The 14,871-nt window shown below is 67.0% G+C and carries 12 protein-coding genes; 3 read left to right on the top strand and 9 right to left on the bottom strand.

Annotation, left to right across the window (positions count from 1 at the left end; all coding sequences use genetic code 11):
• Positions 1-3: 3 nt before the first annotated feature.
• A complete protein-coding gene (locus B4I46_RS07650; RefSeq protein ID WP_376787215.1) occupies positions 4-1,563 on the bottom strand; it encodes an EAL domain-containing protein in 1,560 nt (519 codons plus the stop codon).
• Positions 1,564-1,968: 405 nt separating this feature from the next.
• On the opposite strand from B4I46_RS07650, the gene hppD reads away from it, so the two are divergent.
• Entirely contained in the window at positions 1,969-3,045 is a 1,077-nt protein-coding gene (gene hppD, locus B4I46_RS07645; RefSeq protein ID WP_054915379.1) for a 4-hydroxyphenylpyruvate dioxygenase, read from the top strand.
• 67 nt (positions 3,046-3,112) lie between these two features.
• On the opposite strand, the gene B4I46_RS07640 is transcribed toward hppD, so the two are convergent.
• The gene (locus B4I46_RS07640; RefSeq protein ID WP_043862927.1) at positions 3,113-3,919 is read right to left on the bottom strand and encodes a CSS-motif domain-containing protein; all 807 of its coding nucleotides are present in this window, start codon (positions 3,917-3,919) and stop codon (positions 3,113-3,115) included.
• A gap of 140 nt (positions 3,920-4,059) precedes the next feature.
• Complete coding sequence (locus tag B4I46_RS07635; protein ID WP_043862926.1) at positions 4,060-4,764, bottom strand: type 1 glutamine amidotransferase domain-containing protein; 705 nt, start codon at positions 4,762-4,764, stop codon at positions 4,060-4,062.
• 147 nt (positions 4,765-4,911) lie between these two features.
• Between B4I46_RS07635 and B4I46_RS07630 the strand changes: the two genes are divergently transcribed.
• Both B4I46_RS07630 and B4I46_RS07625 read left to right on the top strand, forming a co-directional pair.
• Entirely contained in the window at positions 4,912-5,373 is a 462-nt protein-coding gene (locus B4I46_RS07630; protein WP_236176895.1) for a nucleoside deaminase, read from the top strand.
• Positions 5,374-5,396: 23 nt separating this feature from the next.
• Entirely contained in the window at positions 5,397-7,478 is a 2,082-nt protein-coding gene (locus B4I46_RS07625) for an ATP-binding protein (protein WP_286899415.1), read from the top strand.
• Here B4I46_RS07625 and B4I46_RS07620 read toward each other — a convergent pair.
• The 6 genes from B4I46_RS07620 to B4I46_RS07595 form a co-directional block, all read right to left on the bottom strand.
• Positions 7,430-8,398 (bottom strand): lysylphosphatidylglycerol synthase domain-containing protein, encoded by a 969-nt coding sequence (locus B4I46_RS07620; RefSeq protein WP_286899413.1) that lies wholly within the window; start codon positions 8,396-8,398, stop codon positions 7,430-7,432. The two genes, B4I46_RS07625 and B4I46_RS07620, sit on opposite strands and share 49 nt — an antisense overlap.
• Entirely contained in the window at positions 8,395-9,606 is a 1,212-nt protein-coding gene (gene clsB / locus B4I46_RS07615) for a cardiolipin synthase ClsB (RefSeq protein WP_286899410.1), read from the bottom strand. Before clsB ends, B4I46_RS07620 begins: the two co-directional genes overlap by 4 nt.
• Positions 9,603-10,385, bottom strand: a complete 783-nt coding sequence (locus tag B4I46_RS07610; RefSeq protein ID WP_043862922.1) for an endonuclease/exonuclease/phosphatase family protein — start codon at positions 10,383-10,385, stop codon at positions 9,603-9,605. Before B4I46_RS07610 ends, clsB begins: the two co-directional genes overlap by 4 nt.
• Positions 10,382-12,010: a response regulator gene (locus tag B4I46_RS07605; RefSeq protein ID WP_088515376.1), complete on the bottom strand. Its 1,629-nt coding sequence runs from the start codon at positions 12,008-12,010 to the stop codon at positions 10,382-10,384. The genes B4I46_RS07610 and B4I46_RS07605 overlap by 4 nt, the downstream gene beginning before the upstream one ends.
• 117 nt (positions 12,011-12,127) lie before the next feature.
• Positions 12,128-13,180 (bottom strand): tetratricopeptide repeat protein, encoded by a 1,053-nt coding sequence (locus B4I46_RS07600; RefSeq protein WP_054915374.1) that lies wholly within the window; start codon positions 13,178-13,180, stop codon positions 12,128-12,130.
• Positions 13,181-13,293: 113 nt separating this feature from the next.
• A complete protein-coding gene (locus tag B4I46_RS07595) occupies positions 13,294-14,868 on the bottom strand; it encodes a methyl-accepting chemotaxis protein (RefSeq protein WP_043862919.1) in 1,575 nt (524 codons plus the stop codon).
• Positions 14,869-14,871 lie beyond the last annotated feature (3 nt).

The following is a 14,871-nucleotide window of genomic DNA, read 5'->3' as shown; positions in this document are numbered from 1 at the left end:
ATCTCAGGGGCGCGTCACCTGGGCAACCGGCTGTGTGCCCAATGCAGCCACGAACTCGGCCAACGGCATCGGCCGGGCAAACAGGTAGCCCTGCTGGAAGTCCACCCGGTGCCGGGCCAGGTAGTCGCGCTGGGCGATGGTCTCCACGCCCTCGGCGACAATGCCCAGGCCCAGCTTGCCCGACAGCTCGATGATGCTGTCGAGGATATGCAGCGACAGGGCATCGACGCCGATCATGGCCACGAAGCTCTGGTCGATCTTCAGGTAGTCGACCTTGAACTGGCGCAGGTAGCCCAGGCTCGACTGGCCGGTGCCGAAGTCATCGATGGCGATCATCACCCCCAGGGCCTGCAGCCTTGCGAACAGCTGCTCGGTGGTGTCGCTGGGTACCACCAGCTTGCGCTCGGTCAGCTCCAGGGTCAGGATCACCCGGCCAGGCGGGAAGGCGGCGAGAAAATCGCGGCAGTCGTCATACAGGGCCATGTCCTGGCAGTGATCGGCAGTGATGTTGATGCCCACATGAAAGCCGTCGCCAAAGCTCTGGGCGTGGGGCGCCAGGCCTTCGGCCACGCGCTGCATCAGGCGCCGGGTCATGGGCACGATCTGGCCGCTGTGCTCGGCGTAGGGAATGAACAGGTCTGGGCGCACCATGCCTTCGCGCGGGTGCTGCCAGCGCATCAGCACCTCGGCGCCGGCCCAGCGGTAGTCACCCTCGCGCACCACCGGCTGGAAGTACGGGATGAACTCGTCGGCCTCCAGTGCCCGTTGCAGCTCCACCCGTGGCGAACTGGCCCTGCGCAGCTGCCAGCGGCAGGCCGCGCCGGCCATCACGCCCAGCAGGGTCACCAGGCCGAACAGCCCCGGGTACTCGGCGCGCATCAGGCGCCAGGGCTCGCCAGCGGCATAACCGCTGTGCACCGAAAAACGATAGCGCTGCGAGGCCTGCTGCGTCGGCGCCACGGCAAACACCGGGGGCGGGCCCTGGTGCACCACGCCGTCTTCGCCCATCCAGTTGGGGCCTACCTGCAGCACCAGGGTGGTGCCCTGGTCGAGCAGCTCCAGGGCGCTGCTCAGGTGGTCGCCATCGACGGTGGTGATGGCGCCGTCGTTGCCCTTGCTGAGCCGGTAGGCCAGCAGTGCATGGCCGGGCGTCACCGAGTTGCCGTTCATCAGCCACAGGCTGCCATCGACATAGTCCTTGGCATCCACCGGCTCGCTGAAGTTGCCAAAAAGCGAACTGCAGTACAGGTCATTGTCACGAAACAGGTTGCTGGAGCGCACGAACGAGCCGCGTGTCACCTGTTCGCGCAGGGCCAGCGTGGCCTCTGCGCAGGGTTGGCGGGTCAGGGGCAGCAGGGCCTGGGCGGCGCCGGCGATGTTGTCGAGGATGCGTTCGAAGTGCCCGGTGACCAGGGCGGTAGTGTTCGCGGCCCTGGCCTCGAGCTCACGCTGGGCCTGCCAGTGCATGATCAGCACGCCGGACACCACCGGTATCGCCCCCACCAGCCATGGCAGCAGGGCTCGCAGGGTCCAGCGACCGGGGCGTTTTTTCGTGAGGGGCATGGTGGCTACCTGTGCGGGATGAGCGCGGATGATTTCAAGGGCAGGGTTTCCCTGTTACCCCTGAGCGCACAGCATAGCCGTTCATCGGCCCGTATACAGCTGAGGCGTCAGCCTGATGTACTGCAGGGGAGGCTGCCGCTGTCGGCAGGCCCGGGCACTAAAGTACTTACAATTTTTCTTACGCCCTGTAGAATCGCGTTACGCATACAATAATAAGGTCCTTCGCCACTGGAGGATCAGACGGCCGAGAATAGGTCCCATATGAAGTGTCATGGGTTCAAACTGATTTATGGTGACTACCTCGCCCGCAGTGTGAGGGGCATCTCCTGCGCGCCGCCACGTTCGCTCCACATCGACAGCAAGCTACCCCTGTGATTTGAACGCTTTGATGATGAGGAAACGAACATGGCAGATATCTTCGAAAACCCGATGGGCCTGATGGGCTTCGAGTTCATTGAACTGGCCGCACCTGTCCCGGGTACCCTGGAGCCGATCTTCCAGATCATGGGCTTCACCAAGGTTGCCAGCCACCGCTCCAAGGACGTGCACCTGTACCGTCAGGGCGGCATCAACCTGATCCTGAACAACGAACCCAAGAGCGTGGCGTCCTACTTTGCCGCCGAGCATGGTCCGTCGGTGTGCGGCATGGCCTTCCGTGTGCGCAATGCTCATGAAGCCTATGCCCGTGCCCTGGAGCTGGGTGCCCAGCCGGTCGAGATCGAGACCGGGCCGATGGAACTGCGCCTGCCGGCGATCAAGGGTATCGGCGGCGCGCCGCTGTACCTGATCGACCGTTTCGAGGAAGGCAGCTCGATCTACGACATCGACTTCAAGTGGATCGAAGGCGTGGACCGCAACCCGGTCGGCGCCGGCCTCAAGATCATCGACCACCTGACCCACAACGTGTATCGCGGGCGCATGGCCTACTGGGCCGGCTTCTACGAGAAGCTGTTCAACTTCCGCGAGATCCGCTACTTCGACATCAAGGGTGAGTACACCGGCCTGACCTCCAAGGCCATGACCGCCCCCGACGCGATGATCCGTATCCCGCTGAACGAGGAGTCCTCCAAGGGCGCCGGCCAGATCGAAGAGTTCCTGATGCAGTTCAACGGCGAGGGCATCCAGCACGTCGCCTTCCTCACCGACGACCTGATCAAGAGCTGGGACGCGCTGAAAAAGCTCGGCATGCGTTTCATGACCGCACCGCCGGACACCTACTACGAAATGCTCGAAGGCCGTCTGCCGAACCACGGCGAGCCGGTGGGCGAGCTGCAGTCGCGGGGCATTCTGCTGGACGGCTCGTCCGAGGCGGGCGACAAGCGCCTGCTGCTGCAGATCTTCTCCGAAACCCTGATGGGCCCGGTGTTCTTCGAGTTCATCCAGCGCAAGGGTGACGACGGCTTCGGCGAGGGCAACTTCAAGGCCCTGTTCGAATCCATCGAGCGCGACCAGGTTCGCCGCGGTGTACTGACCGCCGAATAAACGCGGCGCGTATGCAAAAAGGCCATCGAGCATGCCTCGATGGCCTTTTTTTGTGCCTGCGCCGGCCTCAACCGTAACGACGGACCGATGGCGCGCGGCGGTTGCGAAACAGCGTCCAGTACACCGCTGCCGAGGTCATGACGCCCACCAGCAGCAACGACGGGATGATGGCCTGGGCGTTGGACAGCATCGCCTGCCAGATATGGCCGTCCGGGTAGCCGCCATGGATGGTGTACCCGTAACTGGCGGACAGCACGCGGACATGCTGTTCGGAGTGATCGGGCAGCACGTCGTCGAAGGTGCTGCCCTCGCTCCACAGGTAATCGTCACCGAACTGCAGCACCAGATTGGCGCTGGCCTTTACCCGCTGCATCGTGGCTTGCAGGGTCTTGGCGTCGACCAGGGCCAGCACGCCGAGCGGGTACTCCTGCAGGCGGTAATACAGGATGGCCGAGTCCGGGGTCACATCGTTGCCCGGCTCCAGGCGCAGGCGCTGGTTGAAGAAGCTGCCCGGGTCGACCAGCAGCTGGTATTCGCCGTGCACCGTGCTGCAGTAGGCACGGTTCTCGCGCACCAGCACCAGCGAGCGCAGCTCGGGGCGCATCACCACTTCGGTACGCAGGCTGGGCAGGGCCCGCGGGCAGGGGAAGTCCGCCAGGTTGAGCACCTTGTTGCTGGCATTGTGCAGCGAGTCGAGGATGCGATCGATGTCCTGCTGGGTGTGCTGGATCGAGACCAGGGTCGACTCGGCCAGCATCTTTTCCACCTGCCAGCTCATGATCAACAGGCCGCACCCCACAGGGGTCAGGCCGATCAACAGGATGACCAGCAGTTCCAGCAGCACACGGCCAGCGCGAAATTTGTGACGGGGCATGATTCACCTATGTTGACAGAGCGGGCCGCAGGGGCGCGCGGGCATCTTGAGCGGATGCCGTTCAGCATAAGTGAGGGGCGTAGTTTGCCCTTGTAAGACGCGACGACATTGGCCGTGCTATTCGTCGACACTCCGGGGGGCTAGCCTGCCTTCGATGCGGCCAGTACTGCCAGCACCTGGCGTGCGACAGCGGCCGAGGAGGCGGGGTTCTGCCCGGTGATCAGGCGCCCCTCGCGCTGGTCGCGCACCACGTATTCCTGCCAGGGGTCCTCGGCCTTGCTGTACAGGCCACCGCGCGCGGCCAGTTCGTTCTCGGTCAGAAACGGCACCACCTTGTCCAGTTCGACCAGTTGTTCCTCGACGTTGGAGAACCCGGTAACCTCGCGGTCCTTGAGCAGCAGGGTGTTGTCACTGAGCTTGATGTTGAGCAGGCCGACCGCGCCATGGCACACCGAGGCCACCACGCCGCCGGCCTCGAAGATCTGGCGCGCCAGGCCCTGCAATGCCGTGTTGTCGGGGAAGTCCCAGATCACCCCGTGGCCGCCGGTGAAATAGATCGCGTGGTAGTCCTGCGCCTTGACCTGGTCAGGGGCCAGGGTGGCGCCCAGGCGGTTCATGAACGCCTTGTCGTCGTACCACTGCCAATCCAGGTCCGGGGCCATGCTCAGGCTGTGCGGGTCGATCGGCACGTAGCCGCCGGCAGGGCTCACATAGTCCACCTTGTAGCCGGCCTTCTCGATCACCGCAACGAAGTGCACGGCTTCGCCCAGCCACAGCCCGGTGGCGCGCTTGAGGCTCGGATACCTGGCGGTATTGGTCAGCACTACCAGTACTTTCTTGCTCATTGCAGCGTTCCTCTGGTGATCGAGCGCGGGGAGGGGTGGAGCGAAGCAAACCTATAGAGCATAGTCGCGGCCGCAAAACCCGCCATCGCCCAGGGCGTTGTGCTAGTTTCCACCCATACAGCCGCTGTCACAGGAGTCACCGCCATCATGTCCACACACACCGATCCGTTCATGCAGGCCGCCATCGACGAAGCGCGGAAGAGCCTGGCAGAAGGTGGCATTCCCATCGGCTCGGTGATCGTGCACCAGGGCAGGATCATCGGACGCGGCCACAACCGCCGGGTGCAACAGGGCAGCGCGATACTGCATGGTGAAATGAGCGCGCTCGAAGATGCCGGGCGCCAGCCGGCCAGCGTGTACGCCGACGCCACCCTCTATACCACCCTGTCACCCTGCGCCATGTGCAGCGGCGCCATCCTGCTGTACGGCATCAAGCAGGTGGTGATCGGCGAGCACCACACCTTCCTGGGCGAGGAGGCCCTGCTGCAGAGCCGTGGCGTGAACCTGCAGGTGCTGCATGACGCCACCTGCACCGGCCTGATGCGCGGATTCATCGAGGACCACCCCCAGCTCTGGAACGAAGATATCGGCGAGCAGTCCGAGCCTTGAGCCCCAAGGAAGCGCACCCGATCATGCACACCCCCCACTCTGAAGCGGCCCCGAACCTGTCGGGCGGCATGAGCGATGCGGTACGCCAGTTCGACTGGAGCCGCACCGCCCTGGGGCCGGCGCCGCAATGGCAGGCTTCGCTGCGCATCGCCGTGGACATGCTGCTGGCTTCCAAGTTTCCGGGTTGCTTGGTGTGGGGCCCCGAGCTGATCAGCATCCACAACGACGCGTTCGTGCCCTTGCTCGGCGCCAAGCCGGCGCCGCTGGGCAAGCCGCTGAGCGTGATCTGGAGCGACGTGTGGGACGATATCAGCGCCCTGGCGCAGCGGGCCTACGCCGGCGAAGCGGTGTTCATGGAAAACTTCGCGCTCGATACCGACCGCAACGGGGATGTGGAGCGGGCGTACTTCACCTTTTGCTACAGCCCGGTGCGCGACGAGTCCGGCCAGGTGGCGGGCTTTCTGAACACCGTGTTCGAAACCACCGAGACGGTCAGAAACGAGCAGGTGTGGCGCGAACGCGCCGATGCCTTCGAACAGAAGATCATGGAGCAGACCGCAGACCACGAGCGCATCTGGGAGCTGTCCAGCGACATCATGATGCTGGTGCGCGAAGACCTGCAGATCTACGCCATCAATGCCTGCGGTCGCGAGCTGCTGGGCTGGGACGATTCGTTCATCGGCAGGCCGGTGCTGGAGCTGTGCCATGTCGACGACCGGCCGGGCATCGAAGCGGTGCACCAGCAACTGCGGGCCGGGCAGACCGTGCAGGGCTTCAAGTGCCGCTACCGTCACCGCGACGGCCACTACCGCTGGTTCAACTGGTCGATCGTGCCCAGCACCGGCATCTATACCGCCATCGGCCACGACATCACCCTGGACCAGGAGCGCGCCGCGGCCCTGGTGCAAGCCGAGGAACTGCTGCGCCAGAGCCAGAAGATGGATGCCGTGGGCCAGTTGACCGCCGGCATGGCACACGACTTCAACAACCTGCTGACCGGCATCAGCGGCAGCCTGGAAATGATCGAGCGGCGTATCGGCAGTGGCCAGCTGGACGGCCTGGATCGCTACATCGCCGCCGCCAAGGAGGCGTCCCAGCGCGCGGCGGTGCTCACCCACCGCCTGCTGGCGTTCGCCCGGCGCCAGCCCCTCGACCCGCGCCCGGCAGACCTCAATGCCCTGGTGCACGGCATGGACGCCCTGATCCGCCAGACCCTGGGCCCGGACATCGCCCTGCAGCTGAAGGTCGAGCCGCAGCTGTGGCGCACCCTGGTGGACGCCAACCAGCTGGAAAACGCCTTGCTCAACCTGTGCATCAACGCACGCGATGCGATGCGCGCCGGCGGGCGCCTGACCATCAGTACCGGCAATGAACGCTACGATGCCCGGGTCGCAGGCAGGGACGGCCTGCCCCCTGGCGACTATTGCTCGCTGACGGTAGAGGACGACGGCCAGGGCATGAGCCCCCAGGTGATGGAGCGCGCCTTCGAACCCTTCTTCACCACCAAGCCCGTGGGCCAGGGCACCGGCCTGGGCCTGTCGATGGTGTACGGTTTCGTGCGTCAGTCGGGCGGGCGGGTGTGGATCGAGGCGTCCGATACCGGCGGCACCCGCATCAGGCTGGTGCTACCACGCTACTGTGGCGCCGACAGCCAGTCTGCGGCCAGCGTACCGGTGCCGGCCAAGGCCAGCGTGCCGGGCAAGGGGCGGATCCTGCTGATCGATGACGAACCGACCCTGCGCATGCTGATCAAGGAGGTGCTGCAACAGGAAGGCTACGACGTGATCGAGGCCGTGGATGGCCGTTCAGGCCTGGCGGCGTGCCTGGCCGGCCCGCCGGTCGACCTGCTGATCACCGACATCGGCCTGCCCGGCGGTTTCAGTGGGCGCCAGGTGGCCAGCGAGGTGCGCCGGCACAACCCGCAGCAGAACATACTGTTCATCACCGGCTACACCGACGAAGCCATCGCCCAGCGCGACACCCTCGAGGCGGGGGTGGAACTGCTGACCAAGCCCTTCCCGCTGGACCGCCTGCAGCGCAAGGTCAAGGCCATGCTTCAGCGCGCCGAGTCGCGCGGGCCGGGGGCCGGCACGCCGGCGGCCTGACTGGCCACGCGCTCCAGCAGCAGGTAGACGACGCAGGCCACCAGCAGCGGCAGCAGAAAGTACAGTACGCGGTAGGCAATCAGCGCCGCCAGCAGGGTGCCCTTGGCGTACTGGCCCTGCAGCAGGGTGATGAACACCGTCTCCAGCACCCCCAGGCCTGCCGGAATATGCGTGATCACCCCGGCAATGCTGCTGATCATCAGCACCCCGACGATGCTCGGGTAGCCCACCTTGTCCGGCAGCAGGGTGTAGATCACCAGCCCCATCAGCAGCCAGTTGCATGCCCCCATGACGGCCTGCAGCAGTGCCAGGCGGATGCCCGGCAGCGTGAGCACCTGCCCGCGCACCTGCCAGCTGCGGCGCCTGGCGAACGCGCAGGCGCCCAGGTAGGCCGCAGCGGCCAGCAGCATCAGCACACCGATCACGCGCAGCCCGCCGGTGCCGATCTCCATCCCCGCCGGCAGGCGCGGCAGGCCACAGGCGAACAGGCTGCCGGCCACCAGCAGGTAGCCCAGCCAGTTGGTCACCAGGCCCAGCCCGAGCAGGCGGCTGATGGTCGGTACATCCAGCCCCAGGCGCGAATACAGGCGATAGCGCAGGGCAACCCCGCCCACCCAGGCACTCAGGTTCAGGTTGAACGCGTAGCACACGAAGGCCAGCGGCACGACCTGGCGCGCCGGCAGCTGGTGGCCGGTGTAGCGCCGCCCCAGCAGGTCATAGCAGCTGAACAGCACGAAACTGCACGCCGCAATCGCCCCGCCCAGCAGCAACACCCCGGGCGGGTAGGACACCAGGGCGTGACGCACCTCGCCCCAGTCCTGGTTGCGCAGCAACATGAACAGCAATGTCGGTATCAGGATGAAGAACGCCAGGGTCAGGGCCCGGCGCGCCCATTGCCAGTGTGTGCCGGAAAGCTTCATGACAGCGGCTCCTGCAGCGCCGCTGGCGGCTGCAGCGGCTTGAGCCGGGGCTGGTGTGCAGGCAGCCAGCCGACGATGGCCGGGAACAGCCGGGTGAAGTGGAACGCCATGAAGATCAGCGGTGCGCGCCACCAGTAGCCGCGCAGCACCCGTTGCAGGCTCACCGGCTTGCATTGGCTGTTGGCCAGCGCCTGCAGGTGCTCGCCCAGCAGCTGGTTGAAGGCCTGGTCGCGGATCACCAGGTTGGCCTCGAGGTTCAGCGACAGGCTTAGCGGGTCGAGGTTGCTCGACCCCACCGTGGACCACTCGCGGTCCACCACCGCGACCTTGCCGTGCAGCGGGCGCTCGCAGTACTCGTGAATGCGCACGCCGTCGCGCAGCAGGTAGTTGTAGAGCATGCGCGAGCACAGCCGCACCAGCGGCATGTCGGGCATGCCCTGCAGGATCAGGGTGACGTCCACGCCACGCCGGGCCGCATTGCGCAGGGCCCGCAGCATCCGGTAGCCGGGGAAGAAATAGGCGTTGGCGATGATGATCCGTTCGCGCGCGGTGACGATGGCGCGCATGTAGTGCTGCTCGATGTCGGTGGGGTGCTCGGCGTTGTCGCGGATGCACAGGCACATGCGCGCCTGCACGCTGTCGGCACTGATCGGCGGCGCCCGGCGCCACCAGCCCCGGGGCCGCACAGGGCGGGCGCGCTGGGCGTCGAGCAGGGTCAGGGTGGCCTGCTGCAGGTCGGCCACGATCGGCCCCCGTACCCGCACGGCGTAGTCCTGCTTGGCCATCGGCCCGAAGTCGGCCAGGTGGTCGGCGCTGTAGTTGATTCCGCCGACAAAGGCAGTGTGCCCGTCGATCACCAGGATCTTGCGGTGCAGGCGGCGGAACAGGTTGGTGCGCAGCCCCAGCCGCCGCGGGCTCGGGTCGAACGCCTGCAGGTGCACACCGGCCTGGCTCAGCGCCAGCAGAAAGGCGCTGCTCAGGTCGGCGGTGCCATAACCGTCCACCAGCACCTCCACCTGCACGCCGCGTTGCGCTGCCTCGATCAATACCTGTTGCAGCTGCTTGCCGACCTTGTCCTCGAAAATGATGAAGGTCTCCAGCAGCACCTGCTCCCTGGCATTGGCAATCGCCTCGAAGGCGGCCGGGAAGTACGCCTCGCCATTGATCAGCAATTGCACCTCGTTATCCTCGCGCCAGTCGGCCTTCATAGCAGTACCTCCACGAACAGCGGCAAGTGGTCTGACAGGTGCGACCAGGGTTTGCGCCCCATCACCCGGGGTTGCCGGGCCTGGGCGTTGCGCACATAGATACGGTCCAGGCACAGCAGTGGCCAGCGCGCCGGAAAGCTGCGTGCGGGGCGCCCGTGGGCCTGGGTGAACACCTCCACCAGGCCGCAGCCGGCCAGGTGCTGGTCGGCGCGCTGGCGCCAGTCATTGAAGTCGCCCGCCACGATCACCGGCGCCTCGGCGGGCAGGCTGTCCAGCAGCCGGCACAGCAGGCGCAACTGCTTGACGCGCTGGCGCTCGTCCAGCCCCAGGTGCGCGCACACGGTGTGCAGCGGACGCTGGCCGGGTACATCGAGCACGGCGTGGAGCAGGCCGCGGCGCTCGCTGCCGGTCACGCTCACATCGAGGTTTTCGTAATGCCGGATGGCGAACTTGGACAGCAGCGCATTGCCGTGCTCGCCGTCCGGGTACACCGCGTTGCGCCCGTAGGCGTACTGCGGCCACAGGCTGTCGGCCAGGAACTCGTACTGCGGCACGTGGGACCAGTCCGGGTGGCGGCTGGCATGGCCACGGTGGCTGCCCAGCACCTCCTGCAGAAACACCAGGTCGGCGTCCTGGCTGCGCACGGCCTCGCGTAGCTCGGGCAGCACATAACGCCGGTTGAACGCGCTGAAGCCCTTGTGCACATTCACCGTAAGCACCCGCACGGCGTGCTCGGTGACCTGCCGGCCGGCCACCGGCGGGGGCTGGGGCAGGCTCATGGGGCGTTGCCCGGGCCGAGCATCTGCGCCACCTTGCGCGTCAGCTGGGTGAACTTGAATGGCTTGTTGATCATCTGCATGCCCGGGTCGAGAAAGCCCCGGCACGAGGTGGCGTTTTCAGCGTAGCCGGTGATGAACAGCACCTTCAGCCCCGGGCGCAGCTTGCGCGCGATCTCCGCCAGCTGGCGCCCGTTCATCCCCGGCAGCCCCACATCGCTGATCAGCAGGTCGATCGGCCGGTCGGAGCGCAGAACCGACAGTGCCAGGCTGGCGTCGGCCACCTCGCAGCACTGGTAGCCCTGCTCGGCGAGGGTCTCGTGGACCAGCTGGCGCACCGTGTGGTCGTCTTCCACGATCAGCACGCGGTTGCTGCCATTGGCCTCCGGCGGCGGGCCGGGGGCGGGCGCTGGCGCGCCCTGTACATCCCCCACATGACGCGGCAGGTAGAGCTCGACCTGGGTGCCATGGCCGATGCTGCTGTACAGCGCCACGTGCCCCTGTGACTGGCGACTGAAGCCATACACCATCGACAGGCCCAGCCCGGTGCCCTGGCCGATGGGCTTGGTGGTGAAGAAGGGATCGAAGGCGCGGTCCACGCTGCTTTGCGGCATGCCGCAGCCGTTGTCGTGCACGCTCAGCAGCACATAGTCGCCGCTGGCCAGCGGATGCCCGCCAGGCAACGGCTTGCCCTGGCGACGGTTGCCGGCGTGGATGCGCAGCTCACCGCCGTTGGGCATGGCATCACGGGCATTGCTCAGCAGGTTGTCGATGGCTTCGCGCAACTGCTGCGCGTCCACCTCGATGTGCCACAGGTCGGCGTCGAGGCTGACCTGCAGGTCGATCTGCGGGGTCAGCAGGGCGCGCAGCTGGTCGCCGTCCAGCAGGCTGGCCAGGCTGACCGGGCCCGCATCCAGCGGCTGACGGCTGGAGAATGCCAGCAGCCGATGGGTCATGCTGGCGGCGCGCTGCACCGCCCCCAGGCTCATGTCGATAAGCTTGGGCAGGTCTTCCTGGCGGCCCTGGGCAAGGCGCCGGCGGATCAGCTCCACGCTGCCGCCGATGCCGGTAAGCAGGTTGTTGAAGTCGTGGGCCACACCGCCGGCCAACTGGCCGATGGCTTCCATCTTCTGCGTGTGGCGCAGCTGTTGTTCGTCTTCGCGCAGGTGGCGCAGTTGCTCTTCCACCCGTTGCTCCAGGTCCTGCAGGCGGGCCGCGCTGTACTGGGCCTGGTACTGGCGACGGCGTGCGCGCAGCGAAGCGTGGGTCAGGGCCAGCAGGCCGCTGGGCTGGAACGGGCATGCCAGCAGGAACAGGTTGCCCAGCGCCGTGTGCAGGTCGGCGTCCGGCGCCCGGGCCGGGCTGGTCAGCAGCACCACCGGCAGGTCCGACCAGGCGGGCTGGGTACGCAGGTAGTTGTGCACGGGCGACTGCACGAAGCCGCCCAGGGACTCGTCGGCGATGATGGCCAGCCCCGCACCCTGTCCCAGGGCATCGGCCATCTCGTCCAGGTCGCGGGTGGCCAGCGCCTGTATGCCGGCTTCGTCGAACAGGTTCAGCGCCAGGCGGCTGAGGGTGGGCGGGGCAAGTATCAGTGCGCGTTCGCCGTTTGGCACCGAATTGTTCACGGGCGATCTCCTTTGATAACGCACAGCCAGGCGATTGCCTTTTTATCCATGCACTATCACTGGACACGCCACTTTCGGCGGGGTTCAAAACGCTTGCGGGAGCCCGGACGAGGGGCCTCAGAGGCCTTGCTGCACCAGCGGATCGTCCGGGTTCTGCTGCTCCAGCTGGGCCAGCAGCACCTGCACGTTCTGCAGCTGGCCGGTCTCTTTCCAGTAGCCGATCAGCAGCACCCGCGCCTTGCGGTTGGCCGGCTGGCGGGCGAGCAGGGTTTCGAGCTGCTTCTGCGCCACCTCGACCTGCTCCAGGCTGTGCAGGGTCAACGCCAGGGTATAGCGATACTCGGCGTTGTCCGGGTCCAGCGCCAGGGCCCGGTCGAACGCCAGCAGCGCGTATTCGTGCTGGTCGTGGCGCATCAGCCACAGGCCCAGCTCGTGTTGCAGGAAGGCCGAGTCGGGGTGGCGCTTGAGCGCCTGGGCCAGCAGCTCGCGGGAGGCATCGGCGTGGCCCTGGCTGTCGAGCAGGCGCACCTTGGCCGCCAGTGCCTCGAGGTCGTCGGGGGCCAGCGCCAGCGCTCGCTCCAGTGCCTGCGCCGCCTCGTCGTCATGGCCCTCGTGCACGTACAGCCGGGCCAGGTGCACCTGGGCGGCGGCATCGTCGAGCTGCTTGAGCAAGGCCTGCTGGTACTGCTCCAGTGCCTGCTGCAGCGGGCCGTAGTACAGGCCGACATCGTCCGGGCCCAGCCCCAGCAGCGCATCGACCGCGGCAAAGCGCACGCTCTGCTCGGGGTCTTCGAGCATCGGCCCCAGCAGCACGCTGCGCTGCGGCGCCGGCACCAGCGCGCTGATGCTGGCGATCGCCGCGCGGCGCACCAGCGGGTCGTCGTGGCTCAGGTCCTGGTCGGCCAGCTTCAGCGCCAGCGGCGAAGGGTAGTTGGGCAGCTCGGCATGCAGGCTGGCGCGGCGAATGCCCGACAGGTCGGCGCGCGCCAGTTGCTGGTACAGCACCCGCGCCGCCCCCGGCTGCCCTTCATGGGCCATGGTCAGCGCCTTGGTGTAGCCATGGCTGGGGGCCGGCGCGGGGGCCGGGGCGTCACCCAGCCAGCCGTAGCCCAGCCCGATGACGAGCAGCACGAGCAGGCTGAGCAGGGTATAGAGGCGCGGTTTTGACATGCGGCATCCGGGCAGGCGGGGTGGGGCAAGCTTGGGTCAGCCAGGAAACGGAGTCAATCCGTTTTCCCCCTTCACCTGCCCGCGCCCTGCGCCGCAGCCCGTGCCGCGAGCCGTCAGGTGCGAAAATGCACCACCAGGCTCTGCAGGTCGCTGCCCAGGCGCGCCAGTTCGACGCTGGAGCTGGCGATCTCGCTGCTGGCCAGTGCCGACTGGTCGGCGGTTTCGCGCACATGCAGCACGTTGCGGGTGATTTCCTCGACCACCGTGGTCTGTTCTTCGGCGGCGCTGGCGATGCGCAGGCTCATCTGCTGGATGTCCGAGACCTGCCGGGTGATCGCCGCCAGCGCATCGCCGGTGTTGCGCACCCCGGTCACGGTCGACTGGGTCTGCTCCACGCTGGACTGCATGATCTGCGTACTCTCGTTGGCAATGCGCTGCAACTCGCCGATCAGGTGCTCGATCTCCTCGGAAGACTGCTGGGTACGCTGGGCCAGGCTGCGCACCTCGTCGGCCACCACCGCGAAGCCGCGCCCGGCCTCGCCGGCACGTGCCGCCTCGATGGCGGCATTGAGCGCCAGCAGGTTGGTCTGCCCGGCCACGGCCTTGATCACCCCGAGCACGCTGGCGATACGGTCGATTTCCTGGTGCAGGCGGCTCATCGACTCGGCCGACACCCCGACCTCGCCGGCCAGCGCCTCGATCTGCACGATGGCATTGCGCGAGATGCCCGAGGCGCCGCTGGCTTCCTCGTCGGCCTGGCGGGCCGCCTGGGCCGCGTCTTCGGAGTTGCGTGCCACGGCCTGCACCATCGAGGTCATCTGGTTCATGGCGGTGGCGACCCGGTCGGTGTCGCTGCGCTGGCTGTCGGTGCCGGCCTGGGTCTGGGTGGTGATGGTGGCCAGCTGGCTGGCCGATACCGCCAGTTGCGAGGAGCCGTGACCAATGCGCGTGATCACCTCGCGCAGACGCTGGCTCATGTCGCCGATGGCGCGCAGCAGCTGGCCCAGTTCGTCACGCCGATGGCTGTCCAGCTGCACGGTGAGGTCGCCGTGGGCGATGCGCTCGGCCGCCTCCAGGCTCTGGCGCAGCGGGCGCACGATCTGCCGGCCGATCAGCCAGGCGATCAGGGTGCCCAGCACCAGGGTCGCGACGGTCACGCCCAGCAGAATCGAGACCACCGTGGCCACGCTGGCGGCAGCGCGCTCCTCTTCCTTCTTGTACAGCACGTTGATGCTGCCCTGCAGGTCGGCCAGCAGGGCGTTGGCCTGCACCACCCGGGCGCTGTCGGGCGGGTCCAGAGCCAGGGCGGCCTGGTGGGTGGTGATGTAGCCCTGCAGGCCGTCGGCCAGTTGCTGCACGGTCTGCAGGTCTTCGGCGGGCCAGGCGCCGCGCTGCACGTCCTCGAGCACCGCGTTCAGTGCGCTGTGCAAGGCCTGCTGGTGGGTCTGGTGGGTGTCCAGGTGGGCGGCCTGGGGCGCCAGCGCGTACTGGTAGTTGGCCTCGCGGGCAAACACCGTTTCGTCGAACAGGGTGCTCAGTCGGTTGATCCGCTCGAACGAGGTCTTGTCGTTGTGCAACCCCTTGAGGCCGGTGGCGGCCAACCACACCGCCAGGGCCAGCATCAGCCCGAAGCCCAGTGCCAGTTTGCGGGTGACGGTGAGGTTTTCCAGTGAAAGTACGCGCAGCATGAA

Origin of the sequence: Pseudomonas sp. UBA7500, assembly GCF_002478435.1 — a bacterium.
In the GTDB taxonomy this organism is placed as follows: domain Bacteria; phylum Pseudomonadota; class Gammaproteobacteria; order Pseudomonadales; family Pseudomonadaceae; genus Aquipseudomonas; species Aquipseudomonas palmensis.
The sequence above is the reverse complement of the archived record's forward strand: the minus strand, read 5'-3'. Positions and strand labels throughout refer to the sequence as shown.